The 25,027-nt window shown below is 53.2% G+C and carries 27 protein-coding genes, 1 other RNA gene and 1 riboswitch; of the genes, 11 read left to right on the forward strand and 17 right to left on the reverse strand.

Features of this window, described 5'->3' with window-relative positions:
* The first annotated feature begins 179 nt into the window (after positions 1-179).
* Positions 180-1,661: a sodium/proline symporter PutP gene (gene putP, locus DPV68_RS07930; protein WP_114166225.1), complete on the forward strand. Its 1,482-nt coding sequence runs from the start codon at positions 180-182 to the stop codon at positions 1,659-1,661.
* 168 nt (positions 1,662-1,829) lie between these two features.
* Here putP and DPV68_RS07935 read toward each other — a convergent pair whose 3' ends face one another.
* From DPV68_RS07935 to DPV68_RS07960, 6 genes are all read right to left on the reverse strand, one after another.
* Complete coding sequence (locus DPV68_RS07935; protein WP_232819561.1) at positions 1,830-2,123, reverse strand: hypothetical protein; 294 nt, start codon at positions 2,121-2,123, stop codon at positions 1,830-1,832.
* A gap of 14 nt (positions 2,124-2,137) precedes the next feature.
* The gene (locus DPV68_RS07940) at positions 2,138-2,692 is read right to left on the reverse strand and encodes a hypothetical protein (protein WP_114166226.1); all 555 of its coding nucleotides are present in this window, start codon (positions 2,690-2,692) and stop codon (positions 2,138-2,140) included.
* Between the two features lie 79 nt (positions 2,693-2,771).
* Positions 2,772-3,593 carry a YihY/virulence factor BrkB family protein gene (locus tag DPV68_RS07945; protein ID WP_114166227.1) on the reverse strand — a complete coding sequence of 274 codons (822 nt, stop codon included), beginning with the start codon at positions 3,591-3,593 and terminating at the stop codon, positions 2,772-2,774.
* A 107-nt stretch (positions 3,594-3,700) separates the two neighbouring features.
* Positions 3,701-5,119 (reverse strand): alanine/glycine:cation symporter family protein, encoded by a 1,419-nt coding sequence (locus tag DPV68_RS07950; RefSeq protein WP_198662274.1) that lies wholly within the window; start codon positions 5,117-5,119, stop codon positions 3,701-3,703.
* Positions 5,120-5,178: 59 nt separating this feature from the next.
* Entirely contained in the window at positions 5,179-6,084 is a 906-nt protein-coding gene (locus DPV68_RS07955) for a Gfo/Idh/MocA family protein (RefSeq protein WP_114166229.1), read from the reverse strand.
* Positions 6,085-6,152: 68 nt separating this feature from the next.
* Positions 6,153-6,335 carry a hypothetical protein gene (locus DPV68_RS07960; RefSeq protein WP_114166230.1) on the reverse strand — a complete coding sequence of 61 codons (183 nt, stop codon included), beginning with the start codon at positions 6,333-6,335 and terminating at the stop codon, positions 6,153-6,155.
* Positions 6,336-6,625: 290 nt separating this feature from the next.
* Between DPV68_RS07960 and DPV68_RS07965 the strand changes: the two genes are divergently transcribed.
* Entirely contained in the window at positions 6,626-7,501 is an 876-nt protein-coding gene (locus DPV68_RS07965; protein WP_114166231.1) for a DNA/RNA non-specific endonuclease, read from the forward strand.
* 181 nt (positions 7,502-7,682) lie between these two features.
* On the opposite strand, the gene DPV68_RS07970 is transcribed toward DPV68_RS07965, so the two are convergent.
* Complete coding sequence (locus tag DPV68_RS07970; protein ID WP_114166232.1) at positions 7,683-8,846, reverse strand: THUMP domain-containing class I SAM-dependent RNA methyltransferase; 1,164 nt, start codon at positions 8,844-8,846, stop codon at positions 7,683-7,685.
* A gap of 106 nt (positions 8,847-8,952) precedes the next feature.
* Positions 8,953-9,320: RNase P RNA component class B (rnpB, locus tag DPV68_RS07975), an RNA gene on the reverse strand.
* A 121-nt stretch (positions 9,321-9,441) separates the two neighbouring features.
* Between rnpB and DPV68_RS07980 the strand changes: the two genes are divergently transcribed.
* Positions 9,442-9,846 carry a hypothetical protein gene (locus tag DPV68_RS07980; protein ID WP_114166233.1) on the forward strand — a complete coding sequence of 135 codons (405 nt, stop codon included), beginning with the start codon at positions 9,442-9,444 and terminating at the stop codon, positions 9,844-9,846.
* 38 nt (positions 9,847-9,884) lie between these two features.
* On the opposite strand, the gene DPV68_RS07985 is transcribed toward DPV68_RS07980, so the two are convergent.
* Both DPV68_RS07985 and DPV68_RS07990 read right to left on the reverse strand, forming a co-directional pair.
* Positions 9,885-11,339, reverse strand: a complete 1,455-nt coding sequence (locus DPV68_RS07985) for a S8 family peptidase (protein WP_198662275.1) — start codon at positions 11,337-11,339, stop codon at positions 9,885-9,887.
* A 105-nt stretch (positions 11,340-11,444) separates the two neighbouring features.
* Positions 11,445-11,852, reverse strand: coding sequence for a hypothetical protein (locus DPV68_RS07990; protein WP_114166234.1), 408 nt, complete (start codon positions 11,850-11,852; stop codon positions 11,445-11,447).
* Positions 11,853-12,020: 168 nt separating this feature from the next.
* On the opposite strand from DPV68_RS07990, the gene DPV68_RS07995 reads away from it, so the two are divergent.
* The 5 genes from DPV68_RS07995 (at position 12,021) to DPV68_RS08015 (ending at position 16,722) form a co-directional block, all read left to right on the forward strand.
* Positions 12,021-12,911 (forward strand): hypothetical protein, encoded by an 891-nt coding sequence (locus DPV68_RS07995; RefSeq protein ID WP_114166235.1) that lies wholly within the window; start codon positions 12,021-12,023, stop codon positions 12,909-12,911.
* Positions 12,912-12,972: 61 nt separating this feature from the next.
* The gene (locus DPV68_RS08000) at positions 12,973-13,638 is read left to right on the forward strand and encodes a response regulator transcription factor (protein ID WP_114166236.1); all 666 of its coding nucleotides are present in this window, start codon (positions 12,973-12,975) and stop codon (positions 13,636-13,638) included.
* Entirely contained in the window at positions 13,635-14,981 is a 1,347-nt protein-coding gene (locus DPV68_RS08005; protein ID WP_114166237.1) for a sensor histidine kinase, read from the forward strand. The genes DPV68_RS08000 and DPV68_RS08005 overlap by 4 nt, the downstream gene beginning before the upstream one ends.
* 68 nt (positions 14,982-15,049) lie before the next feature.
* Positions 15,050-16,057: an ABC transporter permease gene (locus tag DPV68_RS08010; protein WP_114166238.1), complete on the forward strand. Its 1,008-nt coding sequence runs from the start codon at positions 15,050-15,052 to the stop codon at positions 16,055-16,057.
* Positions 16,054-16,722 (forward strand): ABC transporter ATP-binding protein, encoded by a 669-nt coding sequence (locus DPV68_RS08015; protein WP_114166239.1) that lies wholly within the window; start codon positions 16,054-16,056, stop codon positions 16,720-16,722. The genes DPV68_RS08010 and DPV68_RS08015 overlap by 4 nt, the downstream gene beginning before the upstream one ends.
* Before the next feature lie 21 nt (positions 16,723-16,743).
* Here DPV68_RS08015 and DPV68_RS08020 read toward each other — a convergent pair whose 3' ends face one another.
* Positions 16,744-17,172 (reverse strand): hypothetical protein, encoded by a 429-nt coding sequence (locus DPV68_RS08020; RefSeq protein WP_114166240.1) that lies wholly within the window; start codon positions 17,170-17,172, stop codon positions 16,744-16,746.
* A 189-nt stretch (positions 17,173-17,361) separates the two neighbouring features.
* On the opposite strand from DPV68_RS08020, the gene DPV68_RS08025 reads away from it, so the two are divergent.
* A complete protein-coding gene (locus DPV68_RS08025; RefSeq protein ID WP_021067521.1) occupies positions 17,362-18,261 on the forward strand; it encodes an alpha/beta hydrolase in 900 nt (299 codons plus the stop codon).
* Here DPV68_RS08025 and DPV68_RS08030 read toward each other — a convergent pair.
* A complete protein-coding gene (locus DPV68_RS08030; protein WP_114166241.1) occupies positions 18,218-18,916 on the reverse strand; it encodes a CPBP family intramembrane glutamic endopeptidase in 699 nt (232 codons plus the stop codon). The genes DPV68_RS08025 and DPV68_RS08030 overlap by 44 nt on opposite strands.
* Positions 18,917-18,994: 78 nt before the next feature.
* Between DPV68_RS08030 and DPV68_RS08035 the strand changes: the two genes are divergently transcribed.
* Positions 18,995-19,687: a lytic transglycosylase domain-containing protein gene (locus DPV68_RS08035; protein WP_021067523.1), complete on the forward strand. Its 693-nt coding sequence runs from the start codon at positions 18,995-18,997 to the stop codon at positions 19,685-19,687.
* A 34-nt stretch (positions 19,688-19,721) separates the two neighbouring features.
* Positions 19,722-20,309, forward strand: coding sequence for a hypothetical protein (locus DPV68_RS08040; protein ID WP_114166242.1), 588 nt, complete (start codon positions 19,722-19,724; stop codon positions 20,307-20,309).
* Positions 20,310-20,324: 15 nt separating this feature from the next.
* Here the strand turns inward: DPV68_RS08040 and DPV68_RS08045 are convergent, their stop codons facing one another.
* From DPV68_RS08045 to DPV68_RS08065, 5 genes are all read right to left on the reverse strand, one after another.
* The gene (locus DPV68_RS08045; RefSeq protein WP_114166243.1) at positions 20,325-21,059 is read right to left on the reverse strand and encodes an energy-coupling factor transporter transmembrane component T family protein; all 735 of its coding nucleotides are present in this window, start codon (positions 21,057-21,059) and stop codon (positions 20,325-20,327) included.
* Complete coding sequence (locus DPV68_RS08050; protein WP_198662276.1) at positions 21,059-22,387, reverse strand: ABC transporter ATP-binding protein; 1,329 nt, start codon at positions 22,385-22,387, stop codon at positions 21,059-21,061. Before DPV68_RS08050 ends, DPV68_RS08045 begins: the two co-directional genes overlap by 1 nt.
* Positions 22,380-22,955, reverse strand: coding sequence for an ECF transporter S component (locus DPV68_RS08055; protein ID WP_114166245.1), 576 nt, complete (start codon positions 22,953-22,955; stop codon positions 22,380-22,382). The genes DPV68_RS08050 and DPV68_RS08055 overlap by 8 nt, the downstream gene beginning before the upstream one ends.
* Positions 22,948-23,541, reverse strand: coding sequence for a YkoF family thiamine/hydroxymethylpyrimidine-binding protein (locus tag DPV68_RS08060; RefSeq protein ID WP_114166246.1), 594 nt, complete (start codon positions 23,539-23,541; stop codon positions 22,948-22,950). The genes DPV68_RS08055 and DPV68_RS08060 overlap by 8 nt, the downstream gene beginning before the upstream one ends.
* 81 nt (positions 23,542-23,622) lie before the next feature.
* Positions 23,623-23,723: riboswitch (TPP riboswitch) on the reverse strand.
* A 61-nt stretch (positions 23,724-23,784) separates the two neighbouring features.
* The gene (locus DPV68_RS08065; protein ID WP_114166247.1) at positions 23,785-24,978 is read right to left on the reverse strand and encodes a GTP-binding protein; all 1,194 of its coding nucleotides are present in this window, start codon (positions 24,976-24,978) and stop codon (positions 23,785-23,787) included.
* Between the last annotated feature and the right edge of the window lie 49 nt (positions 24,979-25,027).

The raw sequence follows: 25,027 nt of genomic DNA on the forward strand, positions 1-25,027 counted from the left end.
ATGCGCTCTAGAGCCATTATTATGAAAAGATGACAGTTTGCAATGATTAAGGAGGTCCGTTATTGTTAGTCACAAGTTCGTCAAGTCATTCAAGTTTGACTCATTTGTGTGAGTCTCACACATGATTGAATCTGAATTGATTGAACGACAACAATGAATCACGTACAGGAGGTAATCAAATGTTATGGCAAGAATGGGTGTCCATCGCGCTTTATCTCGTGATGATGCTCCTCATCGGTTACATCGCCTATAAGCGAACGACCGATTCATCCGATTATATGTTAGGTGGCCGCAAGATGGGGCCAGGTGTTACCGCCATGTCAGCCGGAGCTTCGGATATGAGTGGTTGGATGTTAATGGGACTTCCGGGCGCAATGTACGCCACGGGATTATCAGCAATTTGGTTAGCCGTTGGATTGGTCATCGGAGCTTACTTGAACTACTTGTTAGTCGCTCCCCGTCTACGTGTCTTCACGGAGATGGCAAATGATTCGATTACGATTCCTGACTTTTTAGAGAATCGGTTCCGAGATCACTCGAACTGGCTACGGATCCTGTCTGCATCCGTCATCATCATCTTCTTCACGTTCTACACGTCAGCCGGACTTGTATCTGGTGGGAAGTTGTTCGTAAGTTCGTTCGGGCTTGACTATCAGACAGGTGTCATTGTGACGATCAGCGTCGTCATTCTGTACACGCTCTTCGGTGGCTTCACAGCCGTCAGCTGGACGGACTTCGCGCAAGGCGTCATCATGTTCCTCGCGCTCGTCCTCGTCCCAATCGTCGCCTTGACGGACGTCGGTGGTGTTTCAAACGCTGTCAACACGGCCACGACGCTCAACACCGATTTGTTCGACCTCTTCAAAGGGACGTCGACGCTCGGGATTATCGGTCTCCTCGCTTGGGGACTTGGTTACTTCGGTCAACCGCACATCATCGTCCGCTTTATGGCGATTCGTGATGTGAAATCATTGAAGACGGCACGCCGCATTGGCATGGGTTGGATGACGGTCTCGATTATCGGTGCCGTTATGACCGGTCTCGTCGGAATCGCCTACTTCCGTGGTCAAGGGAACGCCCTGGCTGACCCGGAGACGGTGTTCATCCGCTTCTCAGAAGTCTTGTTCCACCCGTTCATCACCGGTTTCTTGCTCGCTGCGATCCTCGCAGCGGTCATGTCGACCGTATCGTCACAGCTTCTTGTGACGTCATCAGCGTTAACAGAAGACTTCTATCGCAAGTTCTTCAATAAAGAAGCAAATGAGAAAACGATGGTGCTCGCCGGTCGAATCGGTGTCTTGACAGTCGGTGTCGTTGCGACCCTCATGTCGCTCAGCCCGTCGAACACGATTCTGACGCTCGTCGGCTATGCGTGGGCCGGATTCGGCTCAGCATTCGGTCCAGCGATCCTCTTGTCGCTCTATTGGACGAAAATGACACGACAGGGTGCCCTCGCCGGAATCCTTGTCGGTGCCATCACGGTCATTCTTTGGATCGTGACTGGACTCTCGAGCGTGATCTATGAGATGGTGCCAGGCTTCTTCCTCAGTATGCTTGCCATCGTTCTCGTCAGCACGTTCACGAGCCAACGTGAGCAAAAACGGATCAACCGTGAATTCAGTGAAATGGAAGCTGAACTCGCCGTTGCGAAAAAAGAATAAAACTATTCGAAAAACGCGGGCCACTGGCTCGCGTTTTTTGTTGCGCCATGTCACGTTATAGTAGGTTGATTGGCCACACCTTATTTTATGTAGTGAGTGCAATCAACGGCATTTACTATCTCTCTAAACAGCAAAAACCGCAGACAAGTTATCTGCGGTCTGACTAAATTACATCGCTCTCGCCATGAACCAGAGTTGGATGAAGAATGGTACCAAGACAAGGACGAGCATCGCATTGCGCATCCAACGATTGCGATTCCAGTAATACGCCATCAAGACGAACGGATGGAGTGCAGTCAGCTGGTACGGGTTGAACCAGAACCAGGTGAGGATCAATGCGATGAAGAAATATAATACAGAACGTTGTTTCGTGGTGCGCCATTCGCGCCACATATCAAACGCCCCTTTAAAGAATACGATAAACGTCACAATCCAAAATACCATCACAATGACACTATTCACTAACTAAACCACCTTCATGAGACATGTTCGATATAGAATCCGCTCCAGTATATATGCCGGTACGTGAACTCTTTCCCGCTCTCTGCCGTGATAATGATCTCATCTTCTGTCAAGACGAGCACGTGAACTGGAATCTCACCTTTCCGTAACATCGGGCTGAACAATTGGAACTGCTTGTTCAACCATTTTCGTTCCGTGAAGCTACGATAATGATGCAATGCAAGTGACGGATGAACTAAAAACACGCCAATTACCATAGCGATGGCTCCAGGAGAAGCAGAGATTTCAAACAGTAAGGAGAGGACGAGCACGAGCGATAGAACCGCATACCCGAATTCAAGGAGCTCCATCAAAGAGGCTCGGCCGGCAATCACGTACTGCATGACGCGGAAAGCCACGTACAGCAAGAGACTGACCATCACATACTGGGTGAACGGAGCACTACTCATCGAAACGTCCAAATAAAACAAGACCGGTAGTAACATGACCCACTTCCATAATTGTAAGGCGAGGTAAAACAATGTTTGATCGATGAAACGACGATTGTGTACGAGCCGTTGCATATCCATGTTTCCCACCTCCGATTAAAAGATGTGATCTTAACCGTATCATTCCCTGAATCAAAGATTGATAACAACGATTTACACGTCAACCGGAAATTTCTTTTTGTTCGATGAGCGTGGCGTTCAACAGTCCTCCGAGAAGGATGACCGAAGCCGCCAAATAGAACCAGATCAGCAAGATGATAAAGGCACCGAGCTGACCATAAAACTGTTCATAGTTTGCATACTGTGAATAGTAGCTGAATACGTTCGAAACTGTCAAGATGCCGATTGTAGCGAAAACTGCCCCGGCCCAGCTGTCCCGGAATGTGCCATGATGGCTCGGCAACCATTTATAGACGAGCAGGAAGACACTGAACAAGATAATCGTCCCAATCACCCAACGGAAATAAAACCAAATCTGGGCATAGCGAGCAACGATATCATCAATGAAGATGATATGGGTCGCCAGTTCTCGTAACGCCGTCTCGATGACCGGGACGAGCAACGAGAACGGCAACACGAACATGAGCGCGAGCGTGACGGCGATGTCTTGTAGCACCCCGCGCCAAAACGCTTTATTTCGGATTAGTCGATAGGCGTCGTTCAATGACCGGACGAGCGACTGGACAGCCATCGAAGAGATCCACAGCGCCGGCAAGATGCTGAGCGAGGCCAAGCGCAGTCTCGAATCATCAAAAATGGCTTCGATGTTTCCTTGCAACAGCCGATAACTCGCCTCCGGCATGACCAATGACAATGCCGAGATGACGTCACCGCTCGAGAATGGGAGCCATCCGACGATGCCGAGGACGAACAACAAAAACGGGAACGTGGACAAGATGAAATAATACGCCAGCATCGCGGCCTGGTCGAAGAATCGTTCGGCAAAAAACCGTTTGAATGTTTGAAGGAATGGTTGTATCATTTTATTACTCTTTTCTTTATTTTTTTATATAAATTCGGTATTTGAAATAAATTAATTCAAAAAGGAAAGCCAGGATCGGCGCTTTGCGTCAATCCTTGGCTTTACGCTCAACTAATATTCTCTCGTTTCGTTTCCCAGGCTTCGACGTGTTCTTTACCTGGTAATTCGACATCATCCCGATTGAACACCGGATCGCGCCCCCCTCGTTTCTGCGCCATGTAATCGTCGAGCAACAGCTTCGCGACTTTACTGAGGCGGAAGATGGCGTACATGTTGACGAGTGCCATCAGGCCCATGAAGATGTCGGCAATCGACCAGACTAACCCTGCCGAACGGACCGAACCGAACAATATCATCCCGACGACGGCAATCCGGTAAATGACGAGATACACTTTCCGTTCCGAGATGAACTCGATATTCGTCTCCCCGTAATAGTAGTTCGCCAAAATCGAGCTGAAGGCGAACAATAAGATCGCAATCGTCATGAGTGATGTCGCGACCGGCCCGATCTCGGTGAGGAGCGCCTCTTGGGCAAGTTCGATGCCTTGGAAATCCTCAGAACCCGGCACGCCAGAAATGAGGACAATCATCGCCGTCGCCGTACAGATAAAGAGCGTATCGACGAACACGCTGAGTGACTGAATGAGACCTTGCTTGACCGGGTGACTGACCTCGGCGGTCGCAGCCGCGTTCGGGGCCGACCCCATCCCCGCCTCGTTCGAGAACAAGCCTCGGCGAATCCCTTGCAAGACGGCCGCACCGACCGCTCCGCCAAGCAGTTGTCGGAACCCGAGCACACCTTCTGAGAAAATGGCTGAGAATACGGCCGGGACGACCTCCAAATTCGTCAAGACGACCCACAGGGCGAGCAAGATATAACCGCCAGCCATGATTGGGACGATAATCCCTGACAGTGTCGAGATGGAACGGATCCCGCCGAAGATGACAATTCCTGTCACCACCGCCAAAATGAGCCCGATCCATAGCCTGTCGATTTCAAAAACGTTGTTGACCGACAAGGCGATCGTATTGGCCTGTACCGAGTTGAATGCAAATCCAAAGGCGAACGTGATCAAAATGGCGAACACGATGCCTAGCCATCGCTGTCCGAGCGCCCGTTCGATATAATAGGCCGGTCCGCCGCGCCACGCCTTGCCGTCATGTACTTTGTACACTTGGGCGAGCGTGCTCTCAACGAACGCTGACGCCGAACCGATCAACGCGATAAGCCACATCCAAAACACGGCACCCGGTCCTCCGAGCGCAATCGCGGTCGAGACCCCGGCGATATTCCCGGTCCCGACCCGTGCCGCCGTCCCGATGGCGAACGCCTGGAACGATGACACTTGTCCTTTCTCATGTTTGAGCCCTTTGACGAACAACAGCTTGAACATCTCAGGCAACATCCGGAACTGAACAAACCCCATCCGTATCGTGAAATAGATCCCTCCGGCAATCAGAACGAAAATGAGTACGTACGTCCATAACAAATCATTCGCCTGCATGACGAGCTCACGAATATCCATGCGCATCCCCTCCTTTTATGGAGTTCTTACCCGGTCGCGGAATCTTGGAAACGATACGCTTATCTCGATGCTTCCTCTAGTATGCGTTCACAGAGCGCGTGCGTCGTCAGACTATCGGCAGCGAGCACTGATTCGTTCGGTTCGCCGTTTAGTAGCTTGATGAATGCATCGATCATCGTCGTGAAGCCGCGACGCACGAGGTTCGACTCCCATGGGCTCAGGGCCCGCTCAAGCATGCCGTCACGTGTAAAGTCATACACGCGCTCGACGTCGCGTGACACCCGTTTCAGACGAGGTGACATCACTTCCATCACTTCTTCCGTACAGCCGTTGTCCCGGTTCATCATCCCGACCGCTTCGATCCCGCCGGCTGTAAACTGAATCTGCAGCTGCTTCAGCGTCTCCCCTTCATAGCGCGTCCGCACCGACAAATTTTCGACCGGTGCGAGCCCCGTCAAGTAACGGAGCGTGTCGACGACGTGGACGAAATCCTCGATGATGAACTCTCGGAGCGTCGCCGGTTGATACGTGCGGTTCTTTTGAATGAGGACGAGGTTTTGGTCCGTGACTTCTTTCAAGGCTGCCGTCGCCGTCGCGAAACGACGATTGAAGCCGGTGACGAGCTCGACCCCATTGTCTGCCGCGAGCCGCACGAGCCGCTCCGTCTCGTCGAGCGAGAACGTGACCGGCTTATCGATGAACACATGAACGCCCCGCTCGAGCACGTAGCCAACCTGGTCAGTATGTACCGATGTCGTCGAGTGAATCAACGCGCCGTCCATCGTCTCGAACGGGACGTCTTCGAGCGATTCATACTGACCGGCAAAACGATACTTTTTGACGAGCTGACTCGCTTTCGCCTCATCTCTCGACACGAGATAGACGTCCACCCCTTCTAATCCGGCATAGACCGGTAAATACGCTTTTTTCGCCACATCCCCTAACCCAACAACCACAATCTTCATTTCAACATCTCTCCTCTTCGCTGGACTGAACAAAACCCCGAGGCGTGCGCCCGGGGTCGATAATTCACTTAATGGACGGCAAGAATCTCAAAACTCGTGATCGGCTTGCGAATCGCTTCCGACACGATTTGATATAGGTCGGCGAGTTGCTCATTATCCTTTAAATCTGGCGTCCGATCGAGCTCGACTTCACACGTTCGTGTCGTCCGTTCCTTATCTTGAAACGCATATTCAATCGTATATGTCTGCATGACACGTCTCCTCTCAAGCGATGTATACGTATGTATAACCTGAAACGAAACGATTGAAACGCCTCGGGTGTGCGACATGAATCGCTCGAGAGCCCCCTGCTTGAGCCGCGGTCTACCCGCCTTACCCTATTGTACCATTCGTCCCTCGGGCGACGCTTTCTCCATTTGTGACAAAATCTGGCTAATTGTTCGCAAGCGCGGTCGAAATCGCTTCCAATCCGTTTGCTTGTAAATGCTATGGAAGATTCCTAGAATGGACAAGTATACATCAATGATCGAGGAGCTAAACGATGACTAACAAGCTGACTTATCTGACCTTACCCTTGGCCCTTCTACTTTTGGCCGGTTGCACGAACGAGACAGAACCGAATCCCGAGTCGAAGACGGAACCTCAGGAACAGGTTACCGTTGAGACGGAGCCCCCTGACCAGACCGAAACGAACGATCACTTCACAGGCTACGACTTGATTGAAGTCGAGGGTGGAGATCTGTCAGGCGACCGCGAGAATAATGTCGTCGTCGATATCGGATATGGCGACCGCGAATATTGGGCGTTCACGAATGAACACGGACAACTCGTGAAAGTGATCGCCGACGAGATCGTCCTGCAAGATAATGAGCTCGAGGACGTCACGTCTTCCGGTCGCTATTATTCAGACGAGGCGAAAGTGCCTGGCGTCGAGCATCCCGACCTCGATGAAGGGCATGTCATCGCCGATTCGCTCGGCGGCGTCTCGAACGCCTTCAACATCACCCCGCAAGACAGCACGCTCAACCGCCACGGGGACCAGGCGTACATGGAGAGCGTGATCCGAAGCGCAGGCGGGGCCACCGACTTCGAGGCCATTATCACCTATCCGGATACGGAGACACAAATTCCCTCCAGCTATCAATATACGTACACGCTGAAAGGAAACGTCATCATCGACCAGTTCGACAACGTGAACCCGGACGAAGTGAACGAAGAACTCGGGCTGACCGAGCGTGCGACTGAAGCCGAGACCGCGTCTGAAGACGATGATGTCGCGCGCATCGATGTGAACGGGAACGGCCAAGTGACGATCCAAGAAGCGAAAGATGCCGGGTTCAGCATGCCAATCACGAGCGACCATTGGCTCTATCCTTACATGCACGACAACGATGGAGACGGGATGGTCGGGGAATGATCGATTTGCATGAACCGCAACGATATGAAAGAATCATCGACGTCACGCTCTTCCTGACAAAAGGGAGAGCGTTTTTTGGCGAGTCGATATGAGCTCGAATGGTCGGTCCATCGATGTTGAAAAATATAAAATCAAGCAAAAAAGGACCATAGACGAGTGTCTACGGTCCTTCTGCCAATTGTTATTTTGAGTCAGTCGACTCAACCGGACGTCTCGGCGGACGTTTCCCGAAGAATTGGTAATATTGCGTCTCAATATTTCCGTTGTATAGTTTGCGGCGTTTCGTCGCCGGACGGCCGTACGCCTTCTCGAAGTCCTCATAGCTCGTCAACATATAGACGCTGTAGCCCGGATACTTGGCAAACTGTTGCCCGATTCGCTCGTACAGGTCGATAATCTCTTCCTCGGTCTGCAACCGTTCGCCGTATGGCGGGTTGCCGATGATGACACCATACTCTTCTTTCGGCTTCAAGGCAGCCGCGTCACTGTGGACGAACGTGATGGCGTCACGGACGTCAGCGAGCTCCGCGTTGTCCTTGGCGAGCTTGACCATGCGCGGGTCGAGGTCGATGCCGTAGATTTTGAGCGGTTTGTCCCACTCCGCTTTCTCGTTCGCTTCATTGATTGCCTCATACCAAGCCTTCTTCGGTACACATGGCCAGTCTTGTGAACAGAACTCACGGTTGAGACCCGGCGCGATGTTGCGACCGATGAGCGCCGCCTCGATGGCGAGCGTCCCAGAACCGGTGAAGACGTCATAGAACGGCATGTCCGGCTTCCAGTTCGTCAACTGGATCATCGCCGCGGCCATCGTCTCTTTGAGCGGTGCCTGTGAGTGGAGCTCACGGTAGCCGCGACGGTGAAGCGCGTCACCTGACGTGTCGATCGTGATTGTCGCCACATCTTTCAACAAGGCGACTTCGATCGGATAGTAGGCGCCCGTCTTCGGAAGCCACTCGCCCGGCTTGTCGTATCCGCGTTGCATCGCATCGACAATCGCCTTCTCCGTGATCTTCTGACAGTCGCGGATCGAGAACAGCTTCGACTTGACCGAGCGGCCGTCGACAATGAAGCGGGCGTCCCACGGCATGAGATCCGTCCACGGCAATTCGACGACACCGTCGAACAGCTCCGTGAACGTCGTCGCTTTGAACTCGGCGACGACGAGCTTGACGCGGTCTGCCGTCCGGAGCCATAGGTTCAATCGTGGAATGTCTTCCATCTCTGCGTCGATATAGACGCGTCCGTTCTCGACCTCACACGTGTAACCGAGGTCGCGCACTTCTTTGGCGACGAGCGCTTCGATGCCCATCGCCGCGGTGGCAATCAGTTTTCGTTTTGCCATACTATCCCTACTTTCTATAAGTGTTACTCCTAAAATGGTCATGTAAAAAGGAGCTCAAGTAGGATTGCTTGAACTCCTGGTCAATGTTAAATGAGAGACTATGCTGCCCTGTAAGCCATGTTCTGTACTCCGGTGCTCATAACGGTCTCCCTGGCACGATGGAGTGACAATCATCTATCTGCGCCGATTGGCGCCTTCCGTCCCGTTCGGTTCCAGTCAGGAAGTTCCCCTACCATAGTTTGGGTTTCTCGCTCGTGGGGTTTACCTCGTTCCACTCTGAACGTTTCCGATCAGACTCCGTCACTGTGGCACTTTCAAGAAGCTTGCACCGTATCCAAAGACTTAGGTGCTTCTTCTGCCGTCAACTTGCGTTGCCTACACTTATCGTTTCGTGTAGCACGATCACTACAGCCATCACAGGCTGTGCGAGCATGGACTTTCCTCAAGACTTGCGTCCCGCGATTGCCCAGGCCTCATAGTCACTTTACTCATTGTAGCGGATAAGCTGCAAAATGACAACCGAGAACCTGAACTTGATTTTCATGGGCGTCAGCGCTAAAATAAGGCGTGTTCCATTGAACAAGGAGGGATTTTGATGCGTCAAGATGCAAAAAAAGGTTGGATTCAACGACTGACCTATGTGATTGAAATCGATGACATTAAAGCGCTCCACCCGAACAATGGCGTGTTCGCCTTCTACCGGAATAATCGACTCGTTCGAGGATTCGAGCCGTTTGACATCAAAGCACCGAATGAACTGTCCAAACGTCCGTATCATTTCGACCATCATAACTTGGCCCACTTACAGGAACGTTTTCCTGAATCGATCCCGACGTTCGACGCTTCGACGCAGACACGTCGCGGCTGGAGCAATGACGTCCGCGTCGGTCTCTACGAGATCATCGTCGACGGGAAACTAAGTTTTGAACATATCGACGATAACGGCAACGTCTTAGAAGCGAATATCCGTTGGAGTGGTGAAGCCATCACGAAAGCATAAATCAACACCCGGAGCCAGCGCTGGCTCCGGGTGTTTTTTCATGTCGATTCTGCCGAGGAATCTACCTCAGCTTGGACAGGTTGAGGCACATATTTGACCGTCACCACTTTTTCAGAGATGTCGGTCGGTTTCAATACGACCGTGTAAGCAGCGCTCGTGTCGCTTCGGACCGGGAATTTGCCCGGTACATGAAGCGCCTCGTAGACGACTTTTTTGTTGGCGTCGAGCACGGTGACAACGCCTTTACGGGAAGTCGCCAACTCGAACGTTCCGGAATCCGCCGCTTTGATTGTCACCAACGGCTTGACGGGATTTACGTATGTGAACGTCCGGCTGACCGAGCGCTTATATTTGCCGTCGGTGACGAGGGCGTTCAGACGATACGTTCCACTCGGCAACCAATCCCCTCCGGCGTACATCGTGAACGACGAATTAGCCGGCGAAAGGGTTTTCACTTTACGCGTACCTTGATATAGCGAAAACGTCGTCTTCAAATTTGGTTTGTTCATAACGGCCAGTTTTGCCTCAGTGACATACCGGTTTTTAAGCGTCGACGGCGCCGTGAGAACCACCGGGCGCGGCGTCGCATCGATTAGTCGTTTCGTATTGAGTTCGGTATATGTTTTCCCGCTCGCGCGCGGCATCTTCTGAATCAAGACGTCGATGTCGGCCGGTGTCAAGAACGGGTTGACTGATTTGACGAGCGCAATCCCAGACGATACCATCGGCGCTGCCATCGACGTCCCATCCATATAAATAAAGCTGTTTTTCATACCGAGTGACAAGATGTTCACACCAGGTGCCACGATTTTGACTTGGCCGTCCATATTGCTGAAACTGGCGATACGCCGGTTCGCATCAATCGCCCCGACGGCAATTACTTCTTTCATATTGGCCGGGAATGACACTTTGTTCTGCCCGTCATTTCCTGAGGAAGCGACGATGACGACGCCTTTAGCACGAGCGCGGCGAATCGAATCGGCAAGGACACGGTCGTAATCTTGACCACCAAGCGACAAGTTGATGATGTTCGCGCCTTTCAATACCGCTGTATCAATGGCTTTTGCGACTGTCCACGAATCTGTAAATTCCGAGTTTTTGCCATAAAAGACATTATAAAAATGGTAACGTACGTTCGGGGCGAGTCCTGCCATCCCAAACTTGTTGTGACGGCCAGACATGATACCGGCCGTATGCGTACCATGATAATCGACACTATACGGGCCTTTCATCGAGTTGACGACTCGGGGGACGTTAAACAGCTCTTTATGGTTCCGGTCGGCCGATGAATCAATTAAGGCGATGACAATGTCGGATGCACCGCGTGTTGTATTCCACGTCAAGTCAGTGCCGGTTTGTTTTATATAGTATTGGTGCCCGACCCTTGGTTCGGCCACGACATATCCATGCTTCTCCAATAGCACCGGTTTTGCCGCCCCTACTGACGTCGGTACAAGCAACGCAAGCGCCGCCGCAATCATAATTTTTTTCATCGCCTTCCGCTCCAATCCACACTTCATAAGATGATCCCATTATCTCAAATCACGCGGTTAATTTCCCTTTTTTTCAAAAAATAGATTGTGACATATTTGCGACGCTTACCAATAATCCCGCTGGTCAGGGTCGTGCATCTCGTATTCAATGATTTTTCCGATCGTCAAATACGTGTAATAGCGCGCCAGCTCCGTCCGATACGGGTCAGGTGTGAATCCGTCCAAGTCCTCGCCAAGCGGTGAGCCGTCGATCGTCTCGAACTGTTGACAGAAGAACGATTCCGTCTCCTTGTCCCAGACGATATTGTCGCCGATATAGCCGCTCCCGAACCGGATATAATCGATGATGGAAGGCACGATCACCTCGGCCGGAAGCCGCTCACTCATGCGGCCGACCAATTCATAGCGGTCCCGATCGGCATACTCGGCTTGGTCGAGGGACGTACATTTCAAGACCTCTTTATTGATTTCGATCAAGACGACATAGTCCCCCGGATCAATCGATAGCTTCATCTCATCACCTCATCTCAACTTCCACATAGCTCTATCTTAACAAATATTCGGAACGAAACCGCGAAATCCTGTATGCCTGTAAAATTTTCCATCTGGTCGATTCATACAACATGACGAAATCTGTTTTTGGTATACTGAATGAGATGACATGAAGAGAGGAAGTGCAGTATGGCCAAACGCCCTTTGACCCCTCGCGAGAGTGAATTGATCGCCACGGCCTTGTTCGTCGTCGGGAACGTCCCGTACGCCGGGCACATCGACCGGCTCGAGTCGATCACGCTCCGGGATATCGCAGACGACTATTTGAGTGGAAAAAATTCCGTCGGCGACGCCGTCGAGGCGCTCGACCAATACATCTATGTCCGACGACACCGTTTCAAAAACGTCACACCGAACAACCTTTGGACGCTTGACGATCGGACCGAGCAGGAGGCACTCCGCTATATCGTGCGCCGGCCTGAGCTGAAGAAAGGCGAGACGCTCAGCAAAAAGGATCAACCGTTCACTGTGGGCCAAGATATCGAGTTCAAGGTCGATAAACAGCTCGATCGCGGTCAGTTCCGGATTTACATCGGTAAACTGAACGGCTACACGGTGAAAGCCCAGTCGAAAGATAAAGAAAAACTCAAATCGGTCAAAGGATGGATCACCCACCTCGACCGGAAAGACCGACTCGTCTTTGTCAACATTTCCGAGTTCGGGCGCGAACCGATCGACTCGGACGCCAAAGTCCGGCTCGAGGCGATGAGCGCCGCGCTGCTCGGCTGGTTCGCCACCGCCACGTTACCAACCGAGGATGAAGCGATGACGGCCAAACAGATGATTGCCACGCTCCAACGCCGTGACCAACCGTACTGGTTCACGTTGACTGTCGCGATGAACCATCCGAAGCCCGAGCACGTCAAGCGGTGGGGCACAGTCGTCAACCTGCTCGTCAAGGCGAGCGCCGGCGACGCTTCTGCTCTTGAGACACTCGAGGCGCAAGAAGACAAGTATTTCAAAGATGCCTTCTTGCGGGCGCTTCGAGCCTTGCATAAAGAACTGACCAAAACGACATAACATGCAGGTGACCTGCCACGGGTCACCTGTTTTCGGTGTCGTGATAGAAAGGAAGAGAGCGATGCACGTACTGATTGTAGAGGACGATTTGGCTATCCTTCACCTCGTTGAGACCACGCTACAGCGAGCCGGACATACGGTGACAGCTGTCATGGATGGGGCCGACGCCGAGCGACTGTTTATGGCGAACCCTGCCGATGCCGCGATCATCGACATCTTGCTGCCCGGCCTCGACGGACGGACGCTCTGCTCACGTCTGAAGCAAATGACGGACATTCCCGTCATTTTATTGACCGCTCTCGGGGAATGGGAAGAAAAACGAAGCGGCTTCGAACACGGGGCCGATGATTATATGACAAAACCGTTCATCCCGGAAGAGCTGCTGTTCCGCCTTCAAGCCGTCGCAAAACGTTACGCCAAAAATGCGGCCACACTCGTCACAGTCGGACCGCTCAAGCTCGACTTGCGCGATTATCGCCTTGAACTGAACAGTGAGACGATCCACCTGCCGAAAAAGGAGTTCGAGCTGCTCTATCAGCTGGCGGCGTTCCCGGGCCGGGTGTTCACCCGGGATGAACTGATCGAACAAGTATGGGGCCTTGACTTTGAGGGCGATGACCGGACCATCGATGTGCACATCAAACGGCTCCGAGGCCGCTTGCATGACGACACGATCACGATTCGAACGGTTCGGGGCGTCGGCTATACGCTCGAGGTCTCGCCATGAAGACGCTCTATACCCGGATCGTCCTGACCGTGTTCATGATTTTGCTCTTGTCCGGCGCCATCGCCCTTCTCGTCAGCAATGTCGCCTATTACGTCTGGTGGCAACCGTCATACAGCGAAAAGACCGAACAGACGGCTCAAGCCGCCCTCGACTACTTCGAGACGCATACGGACGGAGAGACGTCGGCCTTTTATCGCCTGCTCGCTCAGACGGGCTACCAACTTATCGTCGTGCGGCCCGACGGCGAGATCGACCGTTATGGAGGTTCATTCCGGGACGAGTCGCTTGACGCCGACATCATTGCCTCGGTCCGGTCCGGCGAACGCTACGACGGGATGCGCGCTTATCCGTTCCACTTGTTTTGGCTCGGTTTGTTCGACAATGAAGTCGTCAACACGTATGGCTTCAGCCTTGACGGGGAAGATGCCGTCTTCATCCGCCCCGACCTTGGCGCCCAAATCCGAGAATTGCACTTGTTCGTCGGCTTGTTCTTTGCACTCCTGACCGGGCTCGCTTTCGTCTTGATCGCCCTATCGGCAAGTCTGATCGTCCGACCGGTGCGCACATTGACGGATGCGACCCGCTCCGTCGCATCCGGGGCCCGTCCGCTCGATCTCCCGACCGAGCGCAACGATGAGATTGGTACCCTCGCGCGTCGTTTTTCTGATATGGTCGACTCACTGGAGAAATCCGAAGGGGAACGGCGCCGCTTCGTCTCGAGCGTCTCGCACGAGTTCCAAACACCGCTCACCTCAATCAAAGGCTACGCCTCGGAACTGGCCGCCCGAACCGAAGGGGACGCCTGGATGTATGCCGAGATCATTCGTGACGAGACGGATCGCCTTTCGGATTTGACAAAACAGTTGCTCCTGCTCGCCCGGCTCGACGAGTCGAACGTGTCGCTCTCCGAACAAGTCGATGTGAGTGCCTCGATCGAGGACGTCATCCGTCGCCACGCGTTCCAGCTCGATGAGAAAGGGATCGCCGTCGCTACAGAGCTTGACACATCGCTCGTCGTGACCGGCGACCCGCTCTTATTGGCCCAAGTTTGGACCAACTTGTTGACGAACGCGATTCACGCCTCTCATGACGGGGGGCTGATCGCCATTAAAGCGTATGCGTCCGACCGTCCGACCGTCTCGATTCAAGATGTCGGCGTCGGAATGGACGAGGCGACGCAAGCCCGGCTGTTCGAACGGTTCTATAAAGGAGATGTCTCTCGGACCGGCCGGGGTACGGGTCTCGGACTTGCGATCGCCCAAGACATCGTCCGACTGCATGGCGGTGAGATGACGGTCGAATCCCGTCTCGGGACAGGGAGCACCTTTTATGTCCGGTTTTAGTCCTGTTCATATTCTGTTCATATCCGTCAGTTATGCTTTCTTCATCGCTATGAAGGAGGCTTTTTTGTATGAAGTTAGCATTTAAAGAGATGTGGCGGCAAAAACGAAAATTTTCATTGATTTTTGTCATTACCCTACTCATCATCTTATTATCGACGTTGATCACCGGGCTCGCGGACGGGCTCGCCTACGACAACGGGGCCAGTCTGCGTGAACTCGACATTGAGACGTTCCAGTTGGCCGAGGATGCGGACGGGCAATTGACCCGCTCGTTCATCGAGTTGCCGACGCCAGAAACACTTACACCGCTCGGGGTCAAACCGTTGACGCTCGTCGATGGTACCGTTAAACAAGACGCCACACTATTCGCCTTACCGCGGGATTCTGACATTGGACCCGCCCTCGACCTCGCTGTCGGTGAAGTCCTCGTCGACCCGAGCTTTCTCGGTGACCTTAAACTCGGGGACACGATTCAAGAATTCACGACCGGCTACCCATTCACCATCGCGGGGACGACGGACGGACGTTACAGTCATGGACCCGTCGTGTGGGCATCGATGGAGACGTGGGAGGCGTTCCAGGCAGACAGCGGACAACCCGAATACGTCTCGGCCTGGCTCGGGGAAGCTGAGACGTCGCTCGCAACGCTCTCCAAACAAGACGTCGTCGAGGCCGTACCGGGCTATACGGCCGAACAAGGCACGTTCACGATGATGCGCGGCTTCTTGCTGTTCATCGGCGCCTTCATTTTGACCGCATTCTTTTATATGTTGACGCTCCAGAAACTGCCAGAACTCGGGATTTTGAAAGCGATTGGGATTCGCCCTCGTGTGATCGGCACGGCACTCCTCACGCAAGTCATGACGACGGTGCTCGTTGCGAGCCTGTCGGCAGCCGCCTTGACGGCCCTCGTCGCCTCGTTCGTCCCAACTGATATCCCATTCCGTTTCGATGCGGCACATGTACTGCTCTACAGTGTCATCATGTTCGGGCTCTCACTCATCGGGACGTTGTTACCGCTTTGGAAATTGCGTAACCTTGACGCAGCAGATGCTTTAGGAGGGACATTACAATGAAACTGATGAACATCAGCCACGCCTATGACGGACAACCTGTGTTGCGAGACATCGATTTACAGGTCGAATCCGGCGAATGTATCGGTATCATCGGGCCAAGTGGTAGCGGCAAAAGCACGCTGCTCCAAATTCTCGGACTGTTAAAACGGCCGGCATCGGGAAAAATTGAACTCGAAGGGCATGACTTGCTCGCTGCGAGTGAAGAAGAACGGCGCTTGCTTCGCTTGAATGAAATCGGCTTCGTGTTCCAACAGGCCCACCTCGTCCCGTATTTGACGGTTCGGGAACAACTCGAGCTCGTTCAGGTCGACAGCGAATCGAAACAAGATCCGACTCGGCTGCTCGACGCGCTCGGTTTGGGGCATCGTCTCGACCAGTTGCCAAACCAATTGTCTGGAGGGGAGCGGCAACGTGTCGCGGTCGCCCGGGCCTTGGTGAATCGCCCCCGATTGATTTTGGCCGATGAGCCGACGGCGAGCCTCGATTATGAGAACGGCCGACGGGTCATGGAGTTGCTCGTCACTGAGGCACGGATGAATGCGCGACGGGTCATCGTTATCACCCATGACGAACGGATGCTCGACGTCTGCGACCGGGTCCTCTTGCTACAAGATGGACTGCTCCAACTTTCGCCCCGGCATCAAAATAAGGAAGGCCGCGTTTGACGCGGCCTTCCTTATCGTTTGTCATATGACGTGCGCATGAAGTGGCTCCTCAATCGATGCACTTACGAGTTTTCCTAAATGATGCGTCAACCAGGCGTTGAAACCGATGATGAGTGTCATTTTCCCATGCTCGTCGATTCCGGCCGAATCGACCCGGATTAGTCTTTCCTCGATATGTTGTGAGACGAGAGTGATGCGGGCGAGCGCTAGGACTGATTGGAAGACCTCGTCCGCCGATGACCCAATCGCTTGCGCCACGTCCGACACGGACAGTTCAATCGGTCGTGCCGGCTCAAGCACATAGCGGTCAATCAGCACATCGAGTACCATCGCATGCTGACGATGCCCGTTGACCGGGGCACGATAGAAGGTCACCCCTTCGGCGGTCTTGTAATCCACCTGCCCCGTCAAGCACGCTTGCAGCAACTGATCCATCACCTCTCGCCCCATCGCTTCGTCTCCTCCCGCTTCACCTTGATGATTGTCTGGTTCCATCATAGCAAGACGATACTGCTCAAACGAACGGGACAATCATCGGTAAGTCCCTTGCTTAACGGCATGAACCCGCCGTCAAACCGACACTGCGCGTGAACTATCGTCACGTTTTCGGGTACAATAATGAAGAAAGGAGCGGTTCATATGCAGAAGAGATGGAAGGTTGGACTCGCAACATTATTCACTGGCTATTATGCCATCAGCTACTATGCGTTCAAACGCATGACACGAGGGAAACGCAAGACGCCCGAGATGCTGTTGGCCCCCTACACGAAGGAAGATCAATCCTTTTATCACGACGTGCCGTTTGAGCACGTCTCGCTCCGCTCGCAAGACGGATATCGCCTCTATGGGCGTGTCTACCGAAACGAAGGCTCATCGAAGTGGATCGTCTTCGTGCACGGCTATACGGCGTCCCACAGCTTCATGGCCCCGCATTTGGCGATGTTCCATCGCCTCGGCTACAATCTGCTCGCCGTCGATTTGCGGTCCCACGGCGAATCCGAGGGCGTGTACGCCTCGTACGGCTATCATGAGAAACATGACATCGTGGATTGGGTCGACTGGTTGCGGGTTAATGAATCCGTCTCCGAGGTCGGGCTGCATGGCGTGTCGATGGGCGCCGCCTCGATTTTACAGGCCGGTCCATTGACAGATGTCGATTTTTTGATTGCCGAGTGCCCGTTCGATGACATGAGACAACTCATGCGCCATCAGTTGAACGTCTTACACCGACTGCCTGGTGATTTGTTGTTGCCGGGAATCAATTACTTCCTTTGGACGCGAGCCGGATTCCGGATGCACCAAGTCCGACCGAAACGAGCGCTCGCGGCAATCGATGTGCCGGTCTTGTTCATCCATGGGACAGAGGACGATTTCGTCCCGACCTGGATGTCCGTCGAGATGAATGCGCTCAACCGCAAAAATGAGATCGCCCTCATCCACGGCGCGGAACATACGAACTGTATTTTGAAAGACCAGCCCGCGTATGAGGCGGCCGTCAGTCAGTTTCTGAATCGACGACGTGAATCGGTCCAGCAATAAGATCGAGCAAGGCATGAACGACCATCACCGGCCAGAGGATACCCATCGCCACATATAAATAACCGAGTCCCCACCCGACGAGACCGGTCACGAGGATGCCTCGGACACCTTGATAAGCGTGGGCCAACCCGAATAACGCTCCGCCGATCAAGGCGAGCATCGGGGGCGAGACGTCCATCCACAATGTGACCGTGTAGAGCAGCACGCCACGGAAGATGAACTCTTCGGTCACTCCAGCCGTCCAAGACACGGCGCCCCACGCTCTCGCCTCCTGAATCGTCTGAGGCAACAGCAACCGTTCAATCTCGAGCTCATAATATGGCCGTAACCGGCGCCGCAAACCCGGGGACGTTTTCACGAGCAGATAGAACGCGATCAATGCGGAGATGAGGACGCTCGTCAAAAAGAAGAACTGCCAGGCGCGCAAATTCCCCTCGGCCGGGGCGAAGCCGAGCCCGACCGCTTCAGGCGGGACCTGGAACAAAAAGACGAGGGCGAGCAATAGCAGGCAGAGCCCCCATGCCGATTTGATGGTCTGATCGTACACGCGGCTTCGTCCGAGCGTTTCAATCATCGGTTTCATCAACCGCGCGTTGAACAATTGGACAATCAATAAATACACGAGAATGATGGTAAAGACGGCCTGTTCGAGCATGGATATCCACTCCTGTCCTTCCTGTTAGCTATATGCTACACTATTCGGGTATTGTCTAGAAAGCTAGGAGGCGGAATCTTGAAACGATTGATTTTGCGACTGACCGGTCTCTTGCTTGTGATCGTGCTGTGCCTCGGCGCAATCGGCTGGTTTGGTCAACATGATAAAGTGAACAACGCCCTTTACCGGGCCTATTACGGGGATCATGGCATCCCCGCCGTCCATCGTGACGTTTATGAGGATGCGGCGGCGACCTATGACGTCGATTGGCGACTCCTCGCCGCGGTCCATCGCGTCGAGACGATTTTCTCCCATAGCTCATCGATGCGTTCATCGGTCGGGGCGATCGGTCCGTTCCAATTCATGCCGCGGACGTGGCTTGGTTGGCAGTACGACACCGACGACCAAAAAGGAGATGTCCCCGAGGATGAAGTCGATTTGACAGACCTCGCCCTCATCGAACAGTATGGCGGTCTCGGACGGGACGGCAACAACGACGGTCAGGCCGACCCGCACAGTCTCGTCGATTCGGCCCATGCAGCCGCTTATTATTTAAGCGAGCACGGTGGGACGACGGCAGACTCGACGGATTCGATTCGGAACGCCATCTTCGAGTACAACCGAAGTGAGCAGTATGTCAACGATGTGATGTCGTTTTATGAGTCATATCAAACTGACGTGTCTTATTTACCAGATGACAAGGCGTCGGCGACGCAACAAGTCGCCCGCTATACAATCCGCTATTTGGAATGGTTCGCCGGCTGGGTCTGACCTGGCACTATTTGAGCAAAAGTGAGGAAACATTATGAACACCCATATCGAGGAAGTGACGATTCGCGTCAAGTCGGTCTTCAATGAGGACAAGACGAAACGATATATGCGAACGTACGAATTCACAGATGTCGTCGACGGCGTCATCTGTGCCGTCATCATCTACTCACCCCGGATGAGCGATGCCTTCTTGTCTGGCACGACCACACAGCGGGCGTATATGCTCATGCGGAACCATCTCGCACAACCGATTCGTGAGATGCGCGTCATCAGTCTCGTCCCGACACTCGCCATCAATGACAATCTGCCTTACGTCGAGTCACAGCTTGACGAGGTCAACTTTCATTACGTGGAGGAAACGCTCGACGAGGTCGAGGCGACCGGCGGGATGGCAATCGTCGGCTGGGGCTCTCCAGGGCGCTTGATGCACCATGCGACTCCGTATAAGACGCTGTTCGCCGACCACGAGGCTCATATGTTCTGTATCGGTACGACGTCCAAAGGCGAGCCGCAACAGATTCGTATGGCCAACGAGAACACTGTGCTCGAGGCGTTCAATAACGAATCGGTCAAACCGAAGTTTAGAATCGTGAAAGAAACGAAACAAGACGACTCCGAGTGAGTCGTCTTGTTTCGTTTATATGCCAATCCATACGCTCACTCCGAACAATACAATCAAGAGCGACGCCAACAAAAAGTCGTTCCGAGTGATGGCGACGACTTCATACGTCGCTCGTGGTTCGCCCGTGAACCCGCGTGCCTCCATCGAGAACGCGATGCGTTCCGCTTGTCGGATTGATCCGGCCAGAAGCGGGATGATTAAATTCGGAACGTGCCGAATGTGATCGAGTCGCGTCTCTAAACGAACGCCTCGCAAAGCATGCGTTTCATACAGTTGCATCAGTTCATGCTTCAAAATCGGAAAGAAACGAAAGCCGACGAAGACACTGTAAGCGATTTTAGGTGACAACTTCCCTTGTTGCATCAAGCTGTAGACGAACCGTTTGGGATCCGTCGTCAGTGTGAACAGGAGCGACAACGCGGTGAATGCTAATACACGTAAGGAGAGCGTCGCTGCTAGTATCACATTCTCGACGGTGACGTCGTTGCCGAACAGCGTGAACATGACCTCCCCGCTCGTCTCTTTTCCAAAGACGAGCGTCGTCCACAATGTCCCGAGCGCGGTGAATAAAAACGGAACCATGAATAGCCCCCACCGCTTCCAGTTCACGTTAGAAAAAAGAATTTGAAGTATAAGCGTCCCGATGAATACCGCAAGCGGCGTCCATGGATTGTACATAAAGGCGAGACCGAACATGAGCAACGTGACGGTCATAAATTTGATCGTCGGGTTCATCTCTTGAAACGTCATCACGATTCCTCCAGCAATAAACCGTGAGCTTGTAGTAGCTCTGTCTCATTCCAGAGCGATGCATCATATGGCCCACTCAAGTAACCTTCATGCATCAAGTAATAGGTGTTCGCGATTCGGGCGAAACTAAGGTCGTGTGTCACAAACAGAACCGTCTGGCCGGCCCGGATTCGTTCAACCATCAATTCATAAAGCGCACGAAGCGATACCTCATCTTGTCCAGCAGTCGGTTCATCGAACGCGATGAGCCGTTTATTCGAGAGCATCATCACGCCGATGGCGAGCCTTCGTTTTTGCCCGTGACTAAGCGAGAGTGGGTGGTCGTTACGAAACGGTCCAAGCCCGAGCCGGTTCATGATGTCCCCAATCGGACGATTATGGCCATATGCGAGCTCACGTGACACATCACTCGTGATAAACAGATGAGCCGGAGATTGTGGGACGAGTCCGACTTCTTGATGTTCGCGGGCAAGGCTCTTGAGCCAAGTCGATTTGCCACTGCCGTTTCGACCGAGTACGGCAATGAGATCACCCTCGGCGACGGTCAGCTTGCTCGATGCTAAATTGAATGTTTTTTTGTTTAATTGCGGTACGTGAAATAAAAAAACATTTCCTTTTGTCACCTCAACCGGAGAGAACGTATAATCCGGGCGGGCAACGAACGGTCCGTCATAGTTGATGCGTCCGTTCACGAGTTCCACTTCTCTGTCGAAGAACCCGCCCCATAGGAAGGGTCGATGTTCGATGATGACAACGTTTACCGTCTGTGCGACGTTGTCGAGCCACTGAACGAAACGGGTTGATGTTTCGGGATCAAGGTGCGCGAGCGGCTCATCGAGCAGTAGCCATTCTGGCTTCCCGATCAAGGCGCAGGCGACAGCGATTTGTTGCTTTTCTCCACCTGAAAGGTCATGAATGACTCGGTCACGATAATCGGTCAACTGCAATTCCGCTAAAATCGTGGCCACACGCGTCATCATCTCGTCCCTCGCCACGGCAAAATTTTCGAGTGTGAAAATCAATTCCTCCTCGACCGTCTGCATGACGAACTGACTGTCAGGATCTTGAAACACCGTTCCGACACGACGATTCACCTCACCAGCTGCATAAGTATCATAAGAGCGGTCAAACAAATATAGTTTGCCCGTCACGATTCCATCGCAGTTCTCTGGATACAGACGATTCAACAAAGAGAACAATGTCGATTTCCCCGACCCGCTCGCCCCTGTAATGAGAGTCCTCCCAGCCGTTAATTGAAGCGTGATGTCCGTCAATACTTTGCTCTGTTTTTCCGGATAGCGGAATGACAGCTGTTCTGCCTCAACCATGCACACGTCCCTGACGCGCGATGGCATACCCTTCGAGCGCACCCGTCCGAAGCAACAAGTCGCTTAAAATCTTACCTCCCAGACCGGCAATGATCATCCCGCTCGTCGCTCGTAACGCGAACATCGTCGCCACGTATGTCGGACTGAGGGCAGCAAGTCCACCCATGACGTACGTATACGCAAAACTAGTCGCAGCTGCACCAAATCCGGCCAGCATGAGCACCCAAAGGTCATATCGCTTGTAGCTCGTGACCGCAAACGCCGCTTCAGCACCAAGTCCTTGAATGATCCCGACTAAAATAATACGAGGTCCAATCGCGTTACCAATCATCATCTCAATCGTCGCCGCAAGCACTTCGGACAAGAATGCGGCGCCAGGTCGGCGGATGATATAAGCCGCAATAATCGAGACGATGAACCAAATCCCAAAAATCCATTCGTACGCGATCGGTCCAATCAAGCCAGCCCATAGATTCCCGACATGTACGAACGCCAAATAGACGACAGCGAACACGACCGATAAAATGGCCAACAAGACGATTTCTTTTAACTTCCACGACTTAAGCATCGTTACGTCCCTCGTGTGACGGGCTGTTCACGCTGAACGTCACCGTCATGACGACGTGGCTCGTCTTCGCACGGAACCGGTCGAACGTCGCCTCGTAAAATGAAAACACCGGTTCGATGTCGCCGTGAATGCCCGAGGCGTAATGCATCGAGTCATTGAAGACGCCACGCTCTTTCGCAAACGCAATTTCTTCGTAGATGATGTCCATATACTTCGCGTCCCCGAGCGGATAGAGGGCGAACTGAGAAGAGACGTACTGGGTCGATACAGGACCGTTCACAGGATCAGTCGTCACGTCGAGCAGATTGTCTCCTGCCGTGTCGCCTGGGCACCCGACCGAGAACGTCCCGCTCATCGACACATGTTCCCCGGTCTTCGTTGCATGTGACAAGACGGCTTTGGCCACGTCGAACACATGCTGACTGCGTCCCCGGATGACCGTCGAGACGTCATCGGTATGCCGCCAAACGTTTTGCAAGTTCGTCTCTTTCAATGCCCCTTTGATGACACTCACAAAATCAGATGTCATTGGGCTCAGCGTAAAGCGGAATCCGACAATCGGACTCGTACCACATTGGTTGTTCATGTTCTATTCCCCCTTATTGTATGTACACAAAAAAGCCGCATCCATGAGAATGCGGCCACTCGTTCAATGTAAAAATCCATTAGAAAAAGTGCCACACTTCCTCACGCCGGTATTACCCGGATCGAGTCATAAGGGATTGGAGCCATGCTCACATCTCAGCCGAAGCACCCCTAGTGTAGTCCAATGTATGCGGTTATCTATGCAACGAGAAGTATAGACGACCGCTCCGAATTTGTAAACGGTTTATGTGAAAGTCACGATACCGTTCCCCGGAAGCGTGTCCTGCAATGTCGTCCAATCGAGCGCCATCTCCTCATCCGTCAATAGACACGCGTCGAGTCCGGCCTCGATGACCGAACGCTCCATCTGCTGCCCGATCAAGACGAGCTCCGTCTGACGGTCCCCGTACGGCTCGACGAAGTCGGCGGCGAGCTCAGGTTCTGCCGCGAACATGAGATGGCGTTCCTCCTCCGGCAACGTCGCGAGCCAGCGTCCGGCATGTTCGAGCGTCGATGCGTACCCCGCTTGCGAGAATAGGCAAGCGATGTCGTTTCGGGAGGCGATCCATAAGAAACCTTTGGCACGAACGACTTGTTCCGGGAACGCCTCGATCCAGGCATGGAGCCGCTCCGGGTGGAATGGTCGACGCCGACGATAGACGAACGAGCTGATACCGTACTCTTCTGTCTCCGGTGTATGTTCTTCCGCCTCAAGCTCTTGAATCCAGCCGGCGGCGTGCATCGCCTGTTCGAAATCGAACAGATTGACGTCGAGCAGCTCGGTCAATTCCACGGTCGCGTGGACCGACGTCAATAGCTTCGCGGTCGGGTTGAGCGCCTTTAACAGCCCGGCCATCTCGTCAAGTTCCGTCTTGGTCACGCGGTCCACCTTGTTCAAGACGATGATGTCCGCAAACTCGATTTGGTCGACGAGCAAGTCGACGACTTCGCGGACGTCCGTCGCGTCAATCGCCTGCTTGCGCTCATGGAGCGACTCGCCCGAGTTGAAGTCTTTCAAAAACCGATATGCATCGACGACGGTCACCATCGCATCGATATAGACCCGGCTCGTCAAATCGATACCGAGGGCTTCATCGGCATATGTAAACGTTTGGGCGACAGGAATCGGTTCTGAGATGCCGGACGACTCGATGATGATGCCGTCGAGTTCCCGGTCGTTCGCAAGCTCTGCTACCGCCTCGAGCAAATCCTCGCGGAGCGTGCAACAGATGCAGCCGTTCGATAGCTCGACCAATTTTTCGTCCGTCCGCGAGAAACCGTTCTGCTCAATCAATCGCTCGTCGATGTTCAACTCGCTCATGTCGTTGACGATGACCGCATACTTCTTGCCGGACCGATTGTTCAACAGATGATTCATCAACGTCGTCTTGCCGCTCCCTAGATAACCCGACAGCACCGTGATTGGAATTCGTTTCATGTTTCCCCACTCCTAAATCGTAATCATTACTTTTTAGATAATGACGTCT

The sequence above is a fragment of the Exiguobacterium sp. TNDT2 genome (genome assembly GCF_003331145.1).
GTDB lineage: Bacteria > Bacillota > Bacilli > Exiguobacteriales > Exiguobacteriaceae > Exiguobacterium.